Source organism: Cupriavidus sp. Agwp_2, assembly GCF_040784895.1.
GTDB lineage: Bacteria > Pseudomonadota > Gammaproteobacteria > Burkholderiales > Burkholderiaceae > Cupriavidus.
This window is the reverse complement of the sequence record NZ_CP088083.1, coordinates 1530565-1545525: the sequence shown is the minus strand read 5'-3', so window position 1 is coordinate 1545525 and position 14961 is coordinate 1530565. Positions and strand designations below refer to the sequence as shown.

Annotated in this window: 17 protein-coding genes; 12 read left to right on the top strand and 5 right to left on the bottom strand. The window is 67.1% G+C overall.

Going from position 1 to position 14961, the window contains the following annotated elements; genetic code table 11:
- Positions 1-129: 129 nt before the first annotated feature.
- Positions 130-351: a hypothetical protein gene (locus tag LPA45_RS07205; RefSeq protein ID WP_116323292.1), complete on the bottom strand. Its 222-nt coding sequence runs from the start codon at positions 349-351 to the stop codon at positions 130-132.
- Between the two features lie 356 nt (positions 352-707).
- Between LPA45_RS07205 and LPA45_RS07200 the strand changes: the two genes are divergently transcribed.
- From LPA45_RS07200 to LPA45_RS07180, 5 genes are all read left to right on the top strand, one after another.
- A complete protein-coding gene (locus LPA45_RS07200) occupies positions 708-1358 on the top strand; it encodes a DUF1345 domain-containing protein (RefSeq protein WP_116323293.1) in 651 nt (216 codons plus the stop codon).
- Positions 1359-1435: 77 nt separating this feature from the next.
- On the top strand, positions 1436-2284 hold the full coding sequence (phnC, locus tag LPA45_RS07195; protein ID WP_116323294.1) for a phosphonate ABC transporter ATP-binding protein: 849 nt from the start codon (positions 1436-1438) through the stop codon (positions 2282-2284).
- A gap of 55 nt (positions 2285-2339) precedes the next feature.
- Positions 2340-3329, top strand: coding sequence for a phosphonate ABC transporter substrate-binding protein (gene phnD / locus LPA45_RS07190; RefSeq protein ID WP_116323295.1), 990 nt, complete (start codon positions 2340-2342; stop codon positions 3327-3329).
- 74 nt (positions 3330-3403) lie between these two features.
- The gene (gene phnE / locus LPA45_RS07185) at positions 3404-4216 is read left to right on the top strand and encodes a phosphonate ABC transporter, permease protein PhnE (RefSeq protein WP_116323296.1); all 813 of its coding nucleotides are present in this window, start codon (positions 3404-3406) and stop codon (positions 4214-4216) included.
- A 4-nt stretch (positions 4217-4220) separates the two neighbouring features.
- Positions 4221-4706, top strand: coding sequence for a GNAT family N-acetyltransferase (locus LPA45_RS07180; RefSeq protein ID WP_317921457.1), 486 nt, complete (start codon positions 4221-4223; stop codon positions 4704-4706).
- 793 nt (positions 4707-5499) lie between these two features.
- On the opposite strand, the gene phnN is transcribed toward LPA45_RS07180, so the two are convergent.
- The 4 genes from phnN to phnF all read right to left on the bottom strand — a co-directional run bounded on the left by phnN (position 5500) and on the right by phnF (position 8808).
- Positions 5500-6075, bottom strand: a complete 576-nt coding sequence (phnN, locus tag LPA45_RS07175) for a phosphonate metabolism protein/1,5-bisphosphokinase (PRPP-forming) PhnN (protein WP_116320927.1) — start codon at positions 6073-6075, stop codon at positions 5500-5502.
- Positions 6072-6794 (bottom strand): DUF1045 domain-containing protein, encoded by a 723-nt coding sequence (locus LPA45_RS07170; protein WP_116320928.1) that lies wholly within the window; start codon positions 6792-6794, stop codon positions 6072-6074. Before LPA45_RS07170 ends, phnN begins: the two co-directional genes overlap by 4 nt.
- Positions 6791-7993, bottom strand: coding sequence for an alpha-D-ribose 1-methylphosphonate 5-triphosphate diphosphatase (locus tag LPA45_RS07165; protein ID WP_116321066.1), 1203 nt, complete (start codon positions 7991-7993; stop codon positions 6791-6793). Before LPA45_RS07165 ends, LPA45_RS07170 begins: the two co-directional genes overlap by 4 nt.
- An 80-nt stretch (positions 7994-8073) precedes the next feature.
- Entirely contained in the window at positions 8074-8808 is a 735-nt protein-coding gene (gene phnF / locus LPA45_RS07160) for a phosphonate metabolism transcriptional regulator PhnF (protein WP_116320929.1), read from the bottom strand.
- A 173-nt stretch (positions 8809-8981) separates the two neighbouring features.
- Between phnF and phnG the strand changes: the two genes are divergently transcribed.
- From phnG to LPA45_RS07125, 7 genes are read left to right on the top strand one after another with little or no spacing between them, the layout of a single operon-like run.
- Complete coding sequence (phnG, locus tag LPA45_RS07155; protein ID WP_116320930.1) at positions 8982-9482, top strand: phosphonate C-P lyase system protein PhnG; 501 nt, start codon at positions 8982-8984, stop codon at positions 9480-9482.
- 1 nt (position 9483) lies between these two features.
- Positions 9484-10110 (top strand): phosphonate C-P lyase system protein PhnH, encoded by a 627-nt coding sequence (phnH, locus tag LPA45_RS07150; protein WP_116320931.1) that lies wholly within the window; start codon positions 9484-9486, stop codon positions 10108-10110.
- Between the two features lies 1 nt (position 10111).
- Complete coding sequence (locus LPA45_RS07145) at positions 10112-11260, top strand: carbon-phosphorus lyase complex subunit PhnI (RefSeq protein ID WP_116320932.1); 1149 nt, start codon at positions 10112-10114, stop codon at positions 11258-11260.
- Positions 11257-12159, top strand: a complete 903-nt coding sequence (locus tag LPA45_RS07140; RefSeq protein WP_116320933.1) for an alpha-D-ribose 1-methylphosphonate 5-phosphate C-P-lyase PhnJ — start codon at positions 11257-11259, stop codon at positions 12157-12159. Before LPA45_RS07145 ends, LPA45_RS07140 begins: the two co-directional genes overlap by 4 nt.
- Entirely contained in the window at positions 12156-12932 is a 777-nt protein-coding gene (gene phnK, locus LPA45_RS07135) for a phosphonate C-P lyase system protein PhnK (protein WP_116320934.1), read from the top strand. The genes LPA45_RS07140 and phnK overlap by 4 nt, the downstream gene beginning before the upstream one ends.
- A gap of 4 nt (positions 12933-12936) precedes the next feature.
- Positions 12937-13668: a phosphonate C-P lyase system protein PhnL gene (gene phnL, locus LPA45_RS07130; RefSeq protein WP_116320935.1), complete on the top strand. Its 732-nt coding sequence runs from the start codon at positions 12937-12939 to the stop codon at positions 13666-13668.
- Positions 13669-13691: 23 nt separating this feature from the next.
- Complete coding sequence (locus LPA45_RS07125) at positions 13692-14900, top strand: alpha-D-ribose 1-methylphosphonate 5-triphosphate diphosphatase (protein ID WP_116320936.1); 1209 nt, start codon at positions 13692-13694, stop codon at positions 14898-14900.
- Positions 14901-14961 lie beyond the last annotated feature (61 nt).

The following is a 14961-nucleotide window of genomic DNA, read 5'->3' as shown; positions in this document are numbered from 1 at the left end:
AGATTGCAGGACAAGGCTACGGCTGGCTATCCGGATTTCCCGAAAGGGCCATATGGCAAAACCGAATGCACGGCGGACATCGGGGGACTGGCAAGCATGCCGCGGCGGCAAGCCGCGCATGGCAGGGCGTCACTGGCAGGCGCGAGGCTCTTTCGCCCGGATGCGCCCAAGCGCCTTGAGGAAACGGTAACCCTGGAGCGTGACCTGCGGCCGGCTGACGCTGGGCCCGACCCGTTCCAGCGTAATCAGCTGGTGCGCGAGCAGCGCTTCCACGTCGGTTCGTTCCAGTTCGGGCGGGTCGATGCTGTCGTTGACAAGGACCAGGGTGGCAAACTCGTGATGACTCAGCACAGGCGTCTCCTCGGCAAACAGGGGTAGTGTCTTGCAACGGGACTGCGCTAACGCCGCCGGAAGCCGGTCTGGTGGTGCAGACGTCGTTGCCGGGGCGAGGGACTGGCTGGCGGCGCTTACCGTTTGCGCCGCGAAAGTCCATCTTAGTCGGTCAGCCGGGACTGTTCAATACCAGATGCGGAATGGCTGACCGCTGCATATCCTCACATTGCCCTGCCAGCCGGCGCTCGCGCGTCGCGGCGCAACATGGCGACGCAAGGGCTATGTGCGACCGATTGGTCGGTATGCGATTTCCCGCCGCGCCCGCGGCTTGATCGCCGGCAGTCAAGGCCTGATTACGGACACCAGCTCCAGCCATGCACACACCTTCTTCCATTGCCATCGGCAAACGCCTCGCGCCGCCGCGCTTCCTGGTGTGCGGCGCCATCCTGATCGTCGCGACCGGCGCCGCGGCAGCGCTCGGCGCGCAGCTGCGCATCGCGCTGCTGATCGGCTTCGATATCGCCGCCCTGGTCTTCCTTGGCGCAGCACTGCCGCTGTTGCGTGCCGATGCCGCCGCGATGCGGCGCACCGCAGAGCTCAACGACGCCAACCGGCCCGCGCTGCTGGCCATCACCGTGCTGCTGTCGATGGTCATCCTGGTATCGATCGGCACGCTGGTCGCGCGCCCGGAGACGCCACACTGGATGGATGTCGCGCTGATCGTCGCCACGCTGATCCTGTCCTGGCTCTTCGCCAATACCGTCTTCACGCTGCACTATGCGCATCTCTTCTACCTGCAGTCTCCCACCGGCGACCGGCGCGGGCTGGAGGTGCCCGGCGTGCGGGAGCCCAGCTACTGGGACTTCCTGTATTTCAGTTTCACGCTGGGCATGACGTTCCAGACGTCGGACATCACTATCCACGGCGCGCATATGCGCAAGGTGGCGCTGGCGCACTGCATGGCCGCGTTCCTGTTCAACATGGGAATCCTGGCGTTCACCGTGAACGCGCTCGGCGGCTTGTAGCACGGGACGTCCATCTTCATCTGTCTGACATATACGCCCGCCAGAATCCGTGACGTCATTCAAGCCACGGAGTCGTCATGACCCACACAATTGAAGTCCGCGGGCTCTCCAAATCGTTCCGCGCGGACCGCAAGGCGCTTGACGAGGTCACGCTGCGCGTTGCCCCCGGCGAAATGGTTGCACTGCTGGGTGCCTCGGGATCGGGCAAGTCGACGCTGCTGCGCCATATGGCCGGCTTCGTCACCGCCGATGCCGGCGAGATCCTGGTCAACGGCCGCCCGGTGCAGCGCAATGGCCGCCTGGCCCGCAACGTGCGCCAGGTGCGCGGCGAGATCGGCTTCGTCTTCCAGCAGTTCAACCTGGTGGGCCGGCTGCCGGTGATCACCAATGTGCTGGTCGGCATGCTGGCCCGCATCCCCAAATGGCGCAGCCTGTTCCGTATCTTCAAGGCCGATGAACTACGCGCCGGCCTCGATGCGCTTGCCCAGGTTGGTATAGACGACTATGCGTTTCAGCGCGCCTCGACGCTGTCGGGCGGCCAGCAGCAACGCGCGGCCATCGCGCGCACGCTGGTGCAGAACGCGCGCGTGATCCTGGCCGACGAGCCGATTGCCTCGCTCGACCCGGAATCGTCGCGCCGCGTGATGTCGCTGCTCACGCAGATCAACCGCACGCGCAAGGTGGCGGTGGTGGTATCGCTGCACCAGGTGGACGTGGCCATGCGCTACTGCCCGCGCGTGGTGGCGCTGCGCCACGGCAAGGTGGTCTATGACGGCCCCTCGGCGGCGCTGACGCCGGCCATGCTGCGCGACCTGTACGGCACCGAGGCCGACGAGCTGCTGCACGATGCCGCAACGGATGCGGACGAAACCGCCCCGGCAATGCCCGCGCCCGCGATGGTCACGATGAACCTGGCGGCGGCCTGAGCGCCGCCCCGCCCACGCAGTCTTCTCCCCCCAAGCTTCCCAATCGGAGTTATCCATGCTTCGCAGAACCTTTGTCGCCGTCGTCGCTTCTGGCCTGGTCGCCCTGCCCGCCTTCGCCCAGGACGCCAAGAGCCTGAGCATCGGCTTTATCTCGACGGAATCGTCCTCGAACCTGAAAAGCGCCTGGCAGCCGCTGATCGACGATCTCAGCAAGACGCTGGGCGTGACGGTCAAGCCGTTCTTCGCCTCGGACTATGCCGGCATCATCGAAGGCATGCGCTTCAACAAGGTCCAGATCGCCTGGTTCGGCAACAAGTCCGCGATGGAAGCGGTGGACCGCGCCAACGGCGAAGTGTTCGCCTCGGTGATCGACAAGGACGGCAACCCGGGCTACTGGTCGCTGCTGATCGTCAACAAAGACAGCGACATCAAGAGCGTCGAGGACGTGATCAAGCGCGGCAAGGAGCTGAGCTACGGCGCCGGCGATCCCAACTCTACCTCCGGTACCGCGGTGCCGGGCTTCTACCTGTGGACCGCCAACAAGGTCGAGCCGAAAACGCTGTTCAAGGCGGTGCGCATCGGCAACCACGAAGCCAACCTGCTGTCGGTGCTGAACAAGCAAGTTGACGTGGCGGTGAACAACACCGAGAACATGGAGCGCTACCGCATCAACACGGGCAAGAATCCCTATGACCAGGTACGCGTGCTGTGGAAGTCGCCGCTGATCCCGGCCGATCCGATGGTCTACCGCAAGGACCTGTCGCCCGAGCTGAAGAAGAAGATCCAGACCTTCTTCGTCAACTATGGCAAAGGTACCGACGCCGCGCGCGAAAAGCAGGTGCTGGCCACGCTGACCTACCAGGGCTTCCGCACCTCCAGCGACGCGCAGCTGGTGCCGATCCGCCAGATCGAACTGGCGCGCGAGAAGGCCAAGATCGAGACCGACACCACGCTGGCCGCCGCCGACAAGGACAAGCGCCTCGCCGACGTCTCGCGCCGCCTGGCCGAGCTGGACAAGGCCGCTGCCGCGACCAGCGCGCAATAAGCTGTTTTGCCTTGGGCCGGCTTGTTGCCGACCCAAGGCCGCTACTTCCTCACATGCTTCAAACCGGATTGCCCATGACCGCCACCGCCACGCCCGGCCTGCCCCCCTCGCGTCAAAATCCTGTCCGGCCGCCGCGCACGTCCCTTGCCATGATGCTGACCTGGGCGGTCGTGCTGGCCTTGCTTGCGCTGTCCTGGCAAGGCGCCGACATGCGCCCGATGGACCTGCTGCGCGATTCCGACAACATGGCGAAATTCGCCGCCGATTTCTTCCCGCCCGACTTCCGCGACTGGCGCCACTACCTGGACGAGATGCTGGTTACTGTCCAGATCGCCTTGTGGGGCACGGCCATGGCGGTCGCGCTGGCGGTGCCGCTGGGCCTGCTGTGCTCGGCCAATATTGTGCCGGTGTGGGTCTACCAGCCGGCGCGCCGCATCATGGACGCTTGCCGCGCCATCAACGAGATGGTGTTCGCGATGCTGTTTATCGTCGCCGTCGGCCTGGGGCCGTTCGCTGGTGTGCTGGCGATCTGGATCCACACCACGGGCGTGCTGGCCAAGCTCTTTGCCGAAGCCGTCGAGGCGATCGACCCGCGGCCGGTCGAAGGCGTGCGCGCCACCGGCGCCGGTCCGATCGAAGAGATCGTCTACGGTGTGATTCCGCAGGTGTTGCCGCTGTGGCTGTCGTTTGCGCTGTATCGCTTCGAGTCGAATGTACGGTCGGCTTCGGTGGTGGGCATTGTCGGCGCCGGCGGCATCGGCACCGTGCTTTGGGAAATCATCCGCAGCTTCCAGTATGGGCAGACCTGCGCGGTGATGATCATCATCATCCTGTTTGTGTCGGCCATCGATATTATTTCTGCGCAGATCCGCAAGGTGCTGGTGTAATCCTATGCTGATGCGTTCCCGCTCCGAGGACTGTTCCGCTGCTCCTGCCCTTGCCTTGCGCGAGGTGCGGGGGTCCGATGCGGAGTTGCGGCACCTTTCCGCACTGCTTGCCTCAATGGATGGCGAGCCGCCGTTGTCTCTGGCGACGATGCGTGAGCGCTATGCGACCATGCGGCGCTATCCGGACTATCGCTGCTACATGATGGTGGATGCTGACGAGATTCCACTTGGCACGTTTTGTTTGCTGGTGTTTCCTGTGATCGTTCATGACGGGCGGCCAGAGGCGATTGTCGAGGCCGTGGTGGTCGCGCCGCACGCGCGTGGCATGGGAGTTGGCAAGGCGATGATGCAGCAGGCTATGCGGCTGGCGCGTGAGGCTGGGGCTGGGAAGCTGGCGCTTTCGTCCAATGCGCGGCGGTTACAGGCGCATCGGTTTTATCGGGGGCTTGGGTTTATTGAGCATGGCGTTAGTTTTAGTGTTGGGCTTTGAGGCGCGGCTGTGGATGTTGGTGACATGCTGTCGGGTTTTGAAGCGCCGGGGTCGCTGCTGGGGGTTTTGAAGCGCCGTTATCGCTGCTGGTGACATGCTGTCGGCCTTTGAACCGCCCGGTTCCGCCCTCCTGGGCGGTCGCGGTGCCAGCCTGCTACGCCAGGTGAGTGAATGTCGGTGCCTGGCGAATACCCACTTTTGAACAATCCCCAGGACGGGTGTAGGCCGCCTGCTGCCTGCGGTATCGCATCATCGCCTACGGCTGCGCTGCGCGCGGCTCAGTCTCGCGGATGAGGTGCCCTGGCACGAACGCATCGCTTCGCTCGCTAGGCGGCGACGGCAATGACCAGAGAGAGATCGGCCGCTCTGCCACGTTAGGGCCCGCGCGTAGCGCAGCCGAAGGCGTCCCACCAATATCGCATGCAGCAGGCGGCCTACGCCCGGCATGGGGATTGTTCAAGAGCCGGTTAACGCAGGCACGATCCCTAACTCACATAGCGTTAGCAGGTTCGAACGGGCACCCAAGCTAAACGGAAATCACCACCGCCCGAACCACCCACGCCGCCAAATTGATAGCCAGCCGCTCAGGCGACGCGCTTTTTGGTTACTTTTTGGCGCTCGGCCAAAAAGTGACCCGCCCAGCAGGGCGGAACCAGGCGGTTCAAAGGCCGACAGCATGTCACCAGCAGCGATCACGGCGCTTCAAAGGCCGACAGCATGTCACCAGCAGCGACCCCGGCGCTTCAAAGCCCGACAGCATGTCACAACCTTGAGCCACAGTGGCAGGACCGAGCTAATCCCCTCCCACCCCCACCACCCGCGCCAAATCATCCGCCGACGCCCGCAACGCCCCACTGTTATCAATCTCTACCAACAAACATCCATCAGGAACATCAAACGCCTGCCCGGCCCGCACAAGCCGCCGTGCGATGGCCTCCTCTGACTCACGCCCGCGCTGACGCAGGCGCGCAGCCAGCACCTCCGGCTTGACCCGCACATGGATAGCGCAAAGTTTGGGATAGCGCGCCACCGCCTGCGGCAGATACTCCCGCGAGCCGTTGACGATCACCGTCAGTCCCGCAGCCAGCCACTGCTCGATCTCGACCCCAATCCCGTAATGCAACCCATGGCTGTGCCAGTTCAGCGCCAGGCACCCAAGCGCCCGCCGGCGCTGAAACTCATCAGGACTAAGTGCCACCGACGCTTCGTTGGCATCTGCCTCCCGCGTGATATAGCGATGCGCCACCACGACGCGATCATCAGGCCCCAACCGCTCGCGCAACGCGCGCAGCAGCGAATCCTTGCCGCTGCCGGACGGCCCCATCACGTAAAACAGGCCACTGCCGTCAGTTTTGATTCGCGTACTCATGCGTCCAGGTACGCCGCACCGGCGCCATCGTTGATGCTGCCATCGAAGCCATAGTGGCGCCCGACGATAAAGTCATCGCCAGCCTGCGGCTGCACGAACACGCTGATGCCGTCGACATGCAGCGGCACTTCCGGCAGCTTGCCCACCACAGCGGACAGGCGTGCCAGTGCAGCGGCCTCGCTGGCGGCATCAAGCATGCCGGTCAGCGTGATATGAAAGACAAAGGTCTCGAACACGTACGGATAGCCCCACGCATCGAGCATCCGGCGTTGCGCCTCGTTCAGCTGTTCCGGCTTGCGCCGTGCCAGTTCCGCCGCGCCGGGCGGCGCCCGGAAGCGCTCGAATGCCAGCACACTGTCATCGGCCAGCGCCTGCATCGGCGAGGAAGCTTCGGCCAGGCACCATGCGACAAAGCCACGCAGCGAGTGCAGCGCCAACGGCGCGTCGAACGCTTCGCGGCCGCGCGCGAAAGCGCGGGCTGCGGCGTCGAGCTGCGTGGCGTCGATGCCGTCGGCAAGCCGGAATGGTGGCTTCAGCGTGGCATGGAGGCCGTAGTGGGCCGGCGCCCGCACCCACTCCGGAGGCGGCGCAGTGAATGCGGCAGGCACCAGCGGAGCCGCGCCCGTATCGGCATCGCGGCCAAGCCACTGGTTGCCGAAGGTACGAAACGGCTCAGCCGGCGCCAGGTATATCGCGTAACGGTGTGCATGCATGGTCATGCCGCCAGTGTACCGGCGTCGGCAAGATCGACCAGCAGTGGCATCGCCGCCGCATGCTTCAGCTCGCCATTGACGATAGTGGCGCAGACGCGCGGCGCGCCCGGCTGGCGGTCATCGACCAGGATCGCATCGGCCCGCAGGCCCGCGGCCAGCATGCCACGATCGCGCAGTCCGGCGGCGCGCGCGGGATTGCGCGACACCAGTTGCCACGCACCCTGCAGGTCGAGCATGCCCAGTTGCGCCAGGCGCAGCGCGGCTTGCAGCGGCGCCGGGTAGTAGTAGTCGGAGGCAAGCACCGTGCACAGGCCGGCGGCCACCATCTCGGTCGCGTTGGGCGCGCCGGTGTGGCTGGTGCCGCGCACCACGTTGGGCGCGCCAAACACGATGTCGTCGCCGAGCTGGCGCGCCAGCGTGGCAGCGTCGATGGTCAGCGGAAACTCGGCAATGCGGCAGCCACGGCGGTGATAGTGCTGGCGCGTGGCCACGTCCGGGTCGTCATGCGACGCGACCGGCAGCCCGGCCGCGCGCGCCGCGGCGATAAGGCGAGCCATCGCCTCCGGCACTTCCTGCGCATTGGCGCTGGCTGCGCGCAGCCGCCGGCGGAAGGTCTCGACGTCACACTCGGCGCGTTCGGCGTATTGCCGCAACTTGCCTTCGTCCGCCATGCGGCGCGCCATCATCGGCAGGTGGTCGTTGATGGCGAGCAGCCCGACACGGCCTTCGGCGATCCAGGCCAGCGCGGTTTCGACGCCGGCGAGGTGGAATGCCTCGAAGCGCAGGTGTACCTTGTGCCCGGCGCCAAGCACGGGAGCTGCCTGTGCGAGCGCTTCGAACATGCGCAGCGCATACGCTTCGCCGCGCAACCCGCCTTCCCATGACAGGGTCACGCCATGGAACTCGGTGGTAATCCCGTTGGCCAGCAACTGGCGGTCCACGTCGAGCAGCGCACCCGCGTACGGGAAGCTGACGCCCGGGCGCGGCATCACCGCGCGCTCGAACGCGTCGCCGTGGATATCGACGATGCCGGGCAGCACCAGCAGGTCGCCTGCGTCAAGCCACAGGCCGGATGCGGGCGGATGCGGGGCAACGATGCCGTCGTGCCAGCCGAGCGTGGCCGGGCCCAGGCCCGCTGCGCCAAGCACGCGGCGCCCCGTGATGCCGCTCAGTTGCGGCGCTTGGGTAGGAATGATCGTATGCATGGTCAGCACGTTAGCGCCGGCAGATGACAGACAGATGTCTAGACCAATGCGCGCAGCGTCCGTGCGGCCTCAGTCCAGCCTCAGTCGCTGTCGGAAACCGTCAGCTGGACCCAGTCGCCGGCGAAGCGTGTCACGCTGTACTGCACCGGCGCGCCGTCGATATCGACGTTGAGCGCCTCCACCTGCAGCACCGGGCGAGTCTTGGGCTGGTTCAGCAGCCGTGCCACCGGAGCGCTGGGCATGGCGGCGGTAATGCGCGACCACTTGCGCGTGTAGTCCGCGATGCCGAAGTGCGCGAGCGCGCGCGACACCGATTGCTGCGCGCGCAGCACCTCGTCGAGGCCCGGGAAGCGCTTCGGATCGAAATAGTGCTCGGCAACGTCGATGGTGCGGGCCTCGGCCTGCCCGCGCATCTGCACGTGCAAGACCGGCGCCGTGCGCGCCAGCCCCAGGTGGCGTGCGATCTCCGGTGCGCGCAGTTCCTGGCAGCCGATGATCTCGGTATGCCCGCGCATCCCCTGCGCGGCCAGGTTCCGCGAAAAGCGCGTGCGCCGCCCGATCGCGTAGTCGATCGCATGCTCCTGCACGAAAGTGCCGCGCCCCTGCTCGATGCGCACCAGCCCGCTCAGTTCCAGCTCGCCCATGGCGCGCCGGATGGTGTGCCGGTTCACGGCGAAGCGTGTCGCCAGCTCCGGCTCCGGCGGCAGTTGCTCACCGGGCTGGTACAGCTTGTTGCGGATGTCGTCCGCCAGCGCCTCGCCGATCTGGCGCCAGACTGCCACGCCGGAACCCCGTTCTACTTCCCGATCAGACATCCTGCCCTCTTGTCATCAAGCGTTCATTGGTGCCATGCGATTGTGCCCGAGTTATGCCGGCATGGCGTGTTGCCCGACTAGTGCCGCACACCGTCACGAAACGTTCATCTGCCTGTGGTCTAGTAGCGGCGTGTTCACGTTGTGACATCTAAACGTATAGACGTATAGGGGTGATGATGCAAAGCGAAAACGCCGGTCCGGCAACGACCGATGCGAACGCGGCCCGCGCTGCCTGGCTGCGAATCCTGGCGATGGCGCCAACCGAGGCGCTCGATGCGGCCTACGCGCGACTGGGCCAGTCAGCGGCCCTGCCCGCGTGGCGCCTGCTGCGCAAGCCGGAGTCCGGCATGGCGATGGTGCGGGCGCGTGCCGGCGGCACCGGCGCGCAGTTCAACCTCGGCGAGATCACGGTCACGCGCTGCGCGGTCGTGCTGGAAGACGGCGATGCCGGCGGCACCGTGGGTGTTGCCTATGTACAAGGCCGCAGCACACAGCACGCGCAGCATGCCGCGGTGCTGGATGCGCTGCTGCAGCGCCCGGCGTGGCACCGGCGCGTGCACGACGCCGTGCTGGCGCCGCTGGCCGACGCCCATGCCGCGCGCACGGCGCAGCAGGCCGCCGTCGCCGCGCAGACGCGCGTGGAGTTCTTCACCATGGTCCGGGGAGAGGACTGACATGACATCCGCCCAATCCTCCGCAACGCCGGTGCTGTCCGCCGCCACCTCGCTGGTGCCTGGCTTTGACAACCCGGTCGACGATGCACAGCAGGTATTCCGCGCCACGCTGCATGCCTTCGCCCATCCCGGACAAATCCAGTCCCTGCCGGTGACCAGCGGCCTGCCCGACGGCCTGTCGCCGGCGCTGGCCGCGCTGCTGCTGACGCTGGCCGATCCCGATACCCCGGTGTGGTTGCCCGCGGGCGTGCCCGCCGCGGCGCGCGCGTTCCTGCGCTTCCATTGCGGTTGTCCGCTGACCGACGACCTCCGCGCCGCCACCTTCGTGTGCGTGCCCGCCGGCCACGCCATGCCGGCGCTGGCAGAGTGCGCGCAGGGCGAGTCCGCTTTCCCGGACCGCTCGGCCACGCTGTTGGTGGAAGTCGCTTCGCTGGACGACGGCGACACCTTCACGCTGTGCGGCCCCGGCATCGAGCACACGCAAACGCTGCGCGTGGCCGGCCTGCCGGCGGACTTCCGCGGCGCCTGGCGCGCCAACAACGCCGGCTTTCCGCTGGGCGTCGACCTGTTGCTCGCCAGCGGCGACCGGTTCTGCGCGCTGACGCGCACCACGCAGATGGAGGCCTGACATGTATGTAGCCGTCAAAGGTGGCGAACGCGCCATCCTGAATTCCTACCAGATGCTCGACGCCTACCGCCGCGGCGACACGGCGCTGCCGGAGCTGACGCTGGCGCAGATCCGCGAACAGATGCCGCTGGCCGTGTCGCGCGTGATGGCCGAGGGCTCGCTGTACGACCCGCACCTGGCCGCGCTGGCGCTGAAGCAGGCCGCCGGCGACCAGATCGAGGCGGTGTTCCTGTTGCGCGCGTATCGGACCACGCTGGCGCGCTTTGGCTATACGGTGCCTGTCGATACCGGCGCGATGCGCCTGCAGCGCCGGATTTCGTCGACCTTCAAGGACGTGCCCGGCGGCCAGGTACTCGGGCCGACCTATGACTACACGCAGCGCCTGCTGGACTTTTCACTCGAAGCCGGCCGCGAGCCCGCGCCGCTGCCGCCATCGGCCGAGCCGCTGCCCGCCAGCATGCCGCGCGTGACCGGCTTGCTGGAAGCGGAACAACTGGTCGAAGCCGACGAGATCCCCGTGGGCGACCCCGCCCCGCCCGACCTGACGCGCGAACCGCTGACCTTCCCCGCCAGCCGCGCCGCGCGCCTGCAGAACCTGGCGCGCGCCGATGAAGGCTTCCTGCTGTCGATGGGCTATTCCACGCAGCGCGGCTATGGCAACTCGCACCCGTTCGCGGCGGAAATCCGCTATGGCACCGCCGAGGTCGAACTGTTTGTCGAAGAGCTCGGCTTCGCGGTGACGATCGGCGAGATCGAACTGACCGAATGCCAGATGGTCAGCCAGTTCGCCGGCAACGCCGACGAAGCGCCGCGCTTCACGCGTGGCTACGGCCTGGTGTTCGGCTACAACGAGCGCAAGGCCATGTCGATGGCGCTGACCGATCGCGCCATGCGCGCCGCCGAACTGGGCGAAGCCGCCGACGCCCCGGCCAACGATATCGAATTCATGCTGTACCACAGCGACAACGTCGAGGCCTCCGGCTTCGTGCAACACCTGAAGCTGCCGCACTACGTGGACTTCCAGGCCAACCTGGAACTGCTGCGCCGCCTGCGCGGCGAGCAGGCAGGCACGATCACAACCGCAGCGCCGGCGGGGTCGCAACCTGAATCGCAACCCCGGCCCCAGCCGCAAGAGGAGTCGCTGGCATGACCACCGCGAACGCATCCGCCACCACGGGCATCGCCCGCGACGAACACTACAACTTCGGGTACCTCGACGAATCGACCAAGCGCATGCTGCGCCGCGCGCTGCTCAAGGCCGTGGCGATTCCCGGCTACCAGGTCCCGTTCGGCAGCCGCGAAATGCCGCTGCCCTATGGCTGGGGCACCGGCGGCATCCAGGTCACCGCGGCCATTATCGGCAAGCCTGACATGCTCAAGGTGATCGACCAGGGTTCCGACGACACCACCAACGCCATCAATATCCGCCGCTTCTTCGGCCGCGTGACCGGCGTGCAGACCACCGAGCGCACCGCCGAGGCCACCATCATCCAGACCCGCCACCGCATTCCGGAAACGCCGTTGCGCGCGGGCCAGACCATGGTGTTCCAGGTGCCGATCCCCGAGCCGCTGCGCTGGCTGGAGCCGAGCGAGACCGAGACCCGCACCATGCACGCGCTGTCGGAGTACGGCGCGATGCACGTCAAGCTCTATGAAGACGTCGCCCATCACGGGCATATCGCCACCACTTACGACTATCCCGTGATCGTCAACCAGCGCTACATGATGCGGCCGTCGCCGATTCCCAAGTTCGACAACCCCAAGCTCGACCGCAGCCCTGCGCTGATGCTGTTCGGCGCCGGGCGCGAGAAGCGCGTCTATGCCGTGCCGCCTTACACCTCGGTAAAGAGCCTGGACTTCGCCGACCACCCGTTCACGGTCGAGAAGTGGACCAGTTGCTGCGCCCAGTGCGGCGCCACCGACAGCTACCTGGACGAGATCATCACCGACGATGCCGGCACGCGCATGTTCGTGTGCTCGGACACCGAGTACTGCGCGGACCGCCAGGCCGAGCAAGCCCTCAAGGCCGCCGCAGGAGGTGCACGATGAGCGCGACCCCGCTGCTGTCGGTGCGCGACCTGACGCGCACCTGGGACGGCCTGCATGGCTGCCATGACGTCAGCTTCGACCTCTATCCCGGCGAGGTGCTGTGCGTGGTCGGCGAATCCGGCTCTGGCAAGAGCACGCTGCTGCAGGCCCTGTCGATGCAGGCGCCACCGCAGCGCGGCAGCGTCAGCTACGACATGCGCGAGTCCGGCCTGGCCGACCTCGCCACGCTGTCGAGCGCGCGCATGCGGCTGCTGGCCCGCACTGACTGGGGCTTCGTGCGCCAGCATGCCCGCGACGGCCTGCGCATGCAGGTCAGCGCGGGCGCCAATATCGCCGAGCGGCTGATGGCCGTGGGCGAGCGACACTACGGCAACCTGCGCGAAGTCGCCGGAAGCTGGCTCGAGAAAATGGAGATCGACCTCGCGCGCCTGGACGACGTGCCCGGCACGTTCTCGGGCGGCATGCAGCAGCGCCTGCAGATCGCGCGCAACCTGGTCACGCATCCTCGGCTGGTGTTCATGGACGAGCCTACTGCCTCGCTCGATGTCTCGGTGCAGGCGCGCCTGCTCGACCTGTTGCGCCGGCTGGTGTCCGACCTGGGCCTGGCCGCGGTGCTGGTCACGCACGACCTCGCCGTGGCGCGCCTGCTCGCGCACCGCACGCTGGTGATGCAGGGCGGCCGCGTGGTCGAGCAAGGCCTGACCGACCAGATCCTCGACGACCCGCAGCACCCGTACACGCAGTTGCTGGTCTCCTCCATCCTGCAAGGCTGACGACATGCAAGCAGACAATGCACAGAAACTGGTCGAGGTCCGCGGCCTCGGCAAGATGTTTACGCTGCACAACCAGGGGGGCATCCGCCTGCCGGTGCTGAGCGCGATCGACTTCGACGCCGCGCGCGGCGAATGCCTGGTACTGTCGGGTCCGTCCGGCACGGGCAAGAGCACGCTGCTGCGCTGCCTGTACGGCAACTACCTGGCGACCGAAGGCAGCATCCGCCTGCGCGACACCAGCGCCGACGGCGAGCCGTGGGTCGAGCTTAACAACGCCCCCGAACAGCGCGTACTGAAGCTGCGCCGCGATGTTATCGGCTATGTCAGCCAGTTCCTGCGCGCCATCCCGCGCGTGTCGGCGCTGGACGTGGTGGCCGATCCGCTGCAACAGCGCGGCACCAGCCATGAAGAAGCCCGCGCCCGCGCCGAGGTGCTGCTGGGACGCCTGAATCTGCCGCGCCGGCTGTGGGAACTGCCGCCGGCCACGTTCTCCGGCGGCGAGCAGCAGCGCGTCAACATTGCACGCGGCCTGATCGGCGGGCACCCCATCCTGCTGCTCGACGAGCCCACCGCCTCGCTCGATGCCGACAACCGCGCGGTCGTGGTCGAACTGATCCGCGAGGCGCTGGCCGAAGGCCGCGCGCTGATCGGCATCTTCCACGACGAGGCGGTACGCGACGCCGTGGCCACGCGCCTGCTGCCGCTGCAGCCTGCCACTGCCCTCGCCGGCCAGTAACTGTCAGAACAACGGAGCCGGACATGCCTGCAACCTACCTCACGCACGCCACCGTGGTATTGCCCGACCGCGTGCTGCACGACAGCGCGCTGCTGATCGATGACGGCCATATCGCCGCCATCGAGCCTGCCGCCGCGCCCGCGCACGCCGAGGTGATCGACCTGCGCGGCCACACCCTGATGCCGGGGCTGGTCGACGTGCATTGCGATGCCATCGAGAAAGAGGTCGAGCCGCGCGCCAACGTGCTGTTTCCGCTGGACTTCGCCGTGGCCCAGGTCGACCGCCGCAACGCCGCCGCCGGCATCACCACGCCGTACCATGCGCTGTCCTTTGCCGGCAACCACTTCGGCGTGCGCAACGTCGACACCGCCGCCACGCTGGTGCGTACCCTAGCCGCGTTCCGCCGCCACAGCCTGGTCGATAACCGCATCCACTGCCGCTATGAAGTGACCGACGCCGGCGCCGTGCCGGTGCTGGAAATGCTGATGGCCGAGGGCGTGGTCGACCTGCTGTCGGTGATGGACCATTCGCCGGGCCAGGGCCAGTTCAAGACGCTGGACGCCTACCTTGCCTACATGATGGGCAACCACGGCATGACCCGCGAGGAAGCCGCCGATGCCGCCGACAAGAAAGCTGCCGCACTGGACGGCGCGCACGAGCGCGTCAACCGGCTGGTGGCACAGGCGCACCGTCTCGGCATCCCCACGGCCAGCCATGACGACGATTCGCCCCAGCGCATCGCAGCCATGCAGGCGCTGGGCGTGCGCATGAGCGAGTTCCCGATCAACCTGGAGACTGCGCAAGCCGCCTGCGCGCAAGCGCTGCCGACCATCCTGGGCGCACCCAACGTACTGCGCGGCAAGAGCCAGAGCGGCTCGATGCGGGCGATCGACGCCATCCACGCCGGCGTCGGCACCATCCTGTGCTCGGACTACCAGCCCTCTACGCTGATCGCCGCCGCCTATGCCGCGGCACGGCAGGCTGAACTGCCACTGAACGAAGCGCTGGCGCTGGTGACGGCAAACCCGGCGGAAGCCTGCCTGCTGCGCGACCGCGGGCGCCTGGCGCCGGGACTGCGCGCCGACGTGATTGCCGTGGCCAGCGTGGCCGGCCAGCCGCTGGTCACCCATACGTGGTCGGCGGGGCGGATGGTGTTTGCGGCAGGGTATCCCACGGGCCGGGCCGAGGCCGGCGCGGCAACCCGGCCGGAATCCGTGCCCGAAGCAGCCTGAAGCGGCCTGGAGCGACAGGAAGCGACCGGAAGCGACCCAAGGCGGTGTCCGCGAGGACATC

Bases quoted from the DNA above. Each gene is read 5' to 3' on its own strand.
- LPA45_RS07200 (WP_116323293.1), top strand. From the start codon at position 708: ATGCACACACCTTCTTCCATTGCCATCGGCAAACGCCTCGCGCCGCCG.
- phnC (WP_116323294.1), top strand. From the start codon at position 1,436: ATGACCCACACAATTGAAGTCCGCGGGCTCTCCAAATCGTTCCGCGCG.
- phnD (WP_116323295.1), top strand. From the start codon at position 2,340: ATGCTTCGCAGAACCTTTGTCGCCGTCGTCGCTTCTGGCCTGGTCGCC.
- phnE (WP_116323296.1), top strand. From the start codon at position 3,404: ATGACCGCCACCGCCACGCCCGGCCTGCCCCCCTCGCGTCAAAATCCT.
- LPA45_RS07180 (WP_317921457.1), top strand. From the start codon at position 4,221: ATGCTGATGCGTTCCCGCTCCGAGGACTGTTCCGCTGCTCCTGCCCTT.
- phnN (WP_116320927.1), bottom strand. From the start codon at position 6,075: ATGAGTACGCGAATCAAAACTGACGGCAGTGGCCTGTTTTACGTGATG.
- LPA45_RS07170 (WP_116320928.1), bottom strand. From the start codon at position 6,794: ATGACCATGCATGCACACCGTTACGCGATATACCTGGCGCCGGCTGAG.
- LPA45_RS07165 (WP_116321066.1), bottom strand. From the start codon at position 7,993: ATGCATACGATCATTCCTACCCAAGCGCCGCAACTGAGCGGCATCACG.
- phnF (WP_116320929.1), bottom strand. From the start codon at position 8,808: ATGTCTGATCGGGAAGTAGAACGGGGTTCCGGCGTGGCAGTCTGGCGC.
- phnG (WP_116320930.1), top strand. From the start codon at position 8,982: ATGATGCAAAGCGAAAACGCCGGTCCGGCAACGACCGATGCGAACGCG.
- phnH (WP_116320931.1), top strand. From the start codon at position 9,484: ATGACATCCGCCCAATCCTCCGCAACGCCGGTGCTGTCCGCCGCCACC.
- LPA45_RS07145 (WP_116320932.1), top strand. From the start codon at position 10,112: ATGTATGTAGCCGTCAAAGGTGGCGAACGCGCCATCCTGAATTCCTAC.
- LPA45_RS07140 (WP_116320933.1), top strand. From the start codon at position 11,257: ATGACCACCGCGAACGCATCCGCCACCACGGGCATCGCCCGCGACGAA.
- phnK (WP_116320934.1), top strand. From the start codon at position 12,156: ATGAGCGCGACCCCGCTGCTGTCGGTGCGCGACCTGACGCGCACCTGG.
- phnL (WP_116320935.1), top strand. From the start codon at position 12,937: ATGCAAGCAGACAATGCACAGAAACTGGTCGAGGTCCGCGGCCTCGGC.
- LPA45_RS07125 (WP_116320936.1), top strand. From the start codon at position 13,692: ATGCCTGCAACCTACCTCACGCACGCCACCGTGGTATTGCCCGACCGC.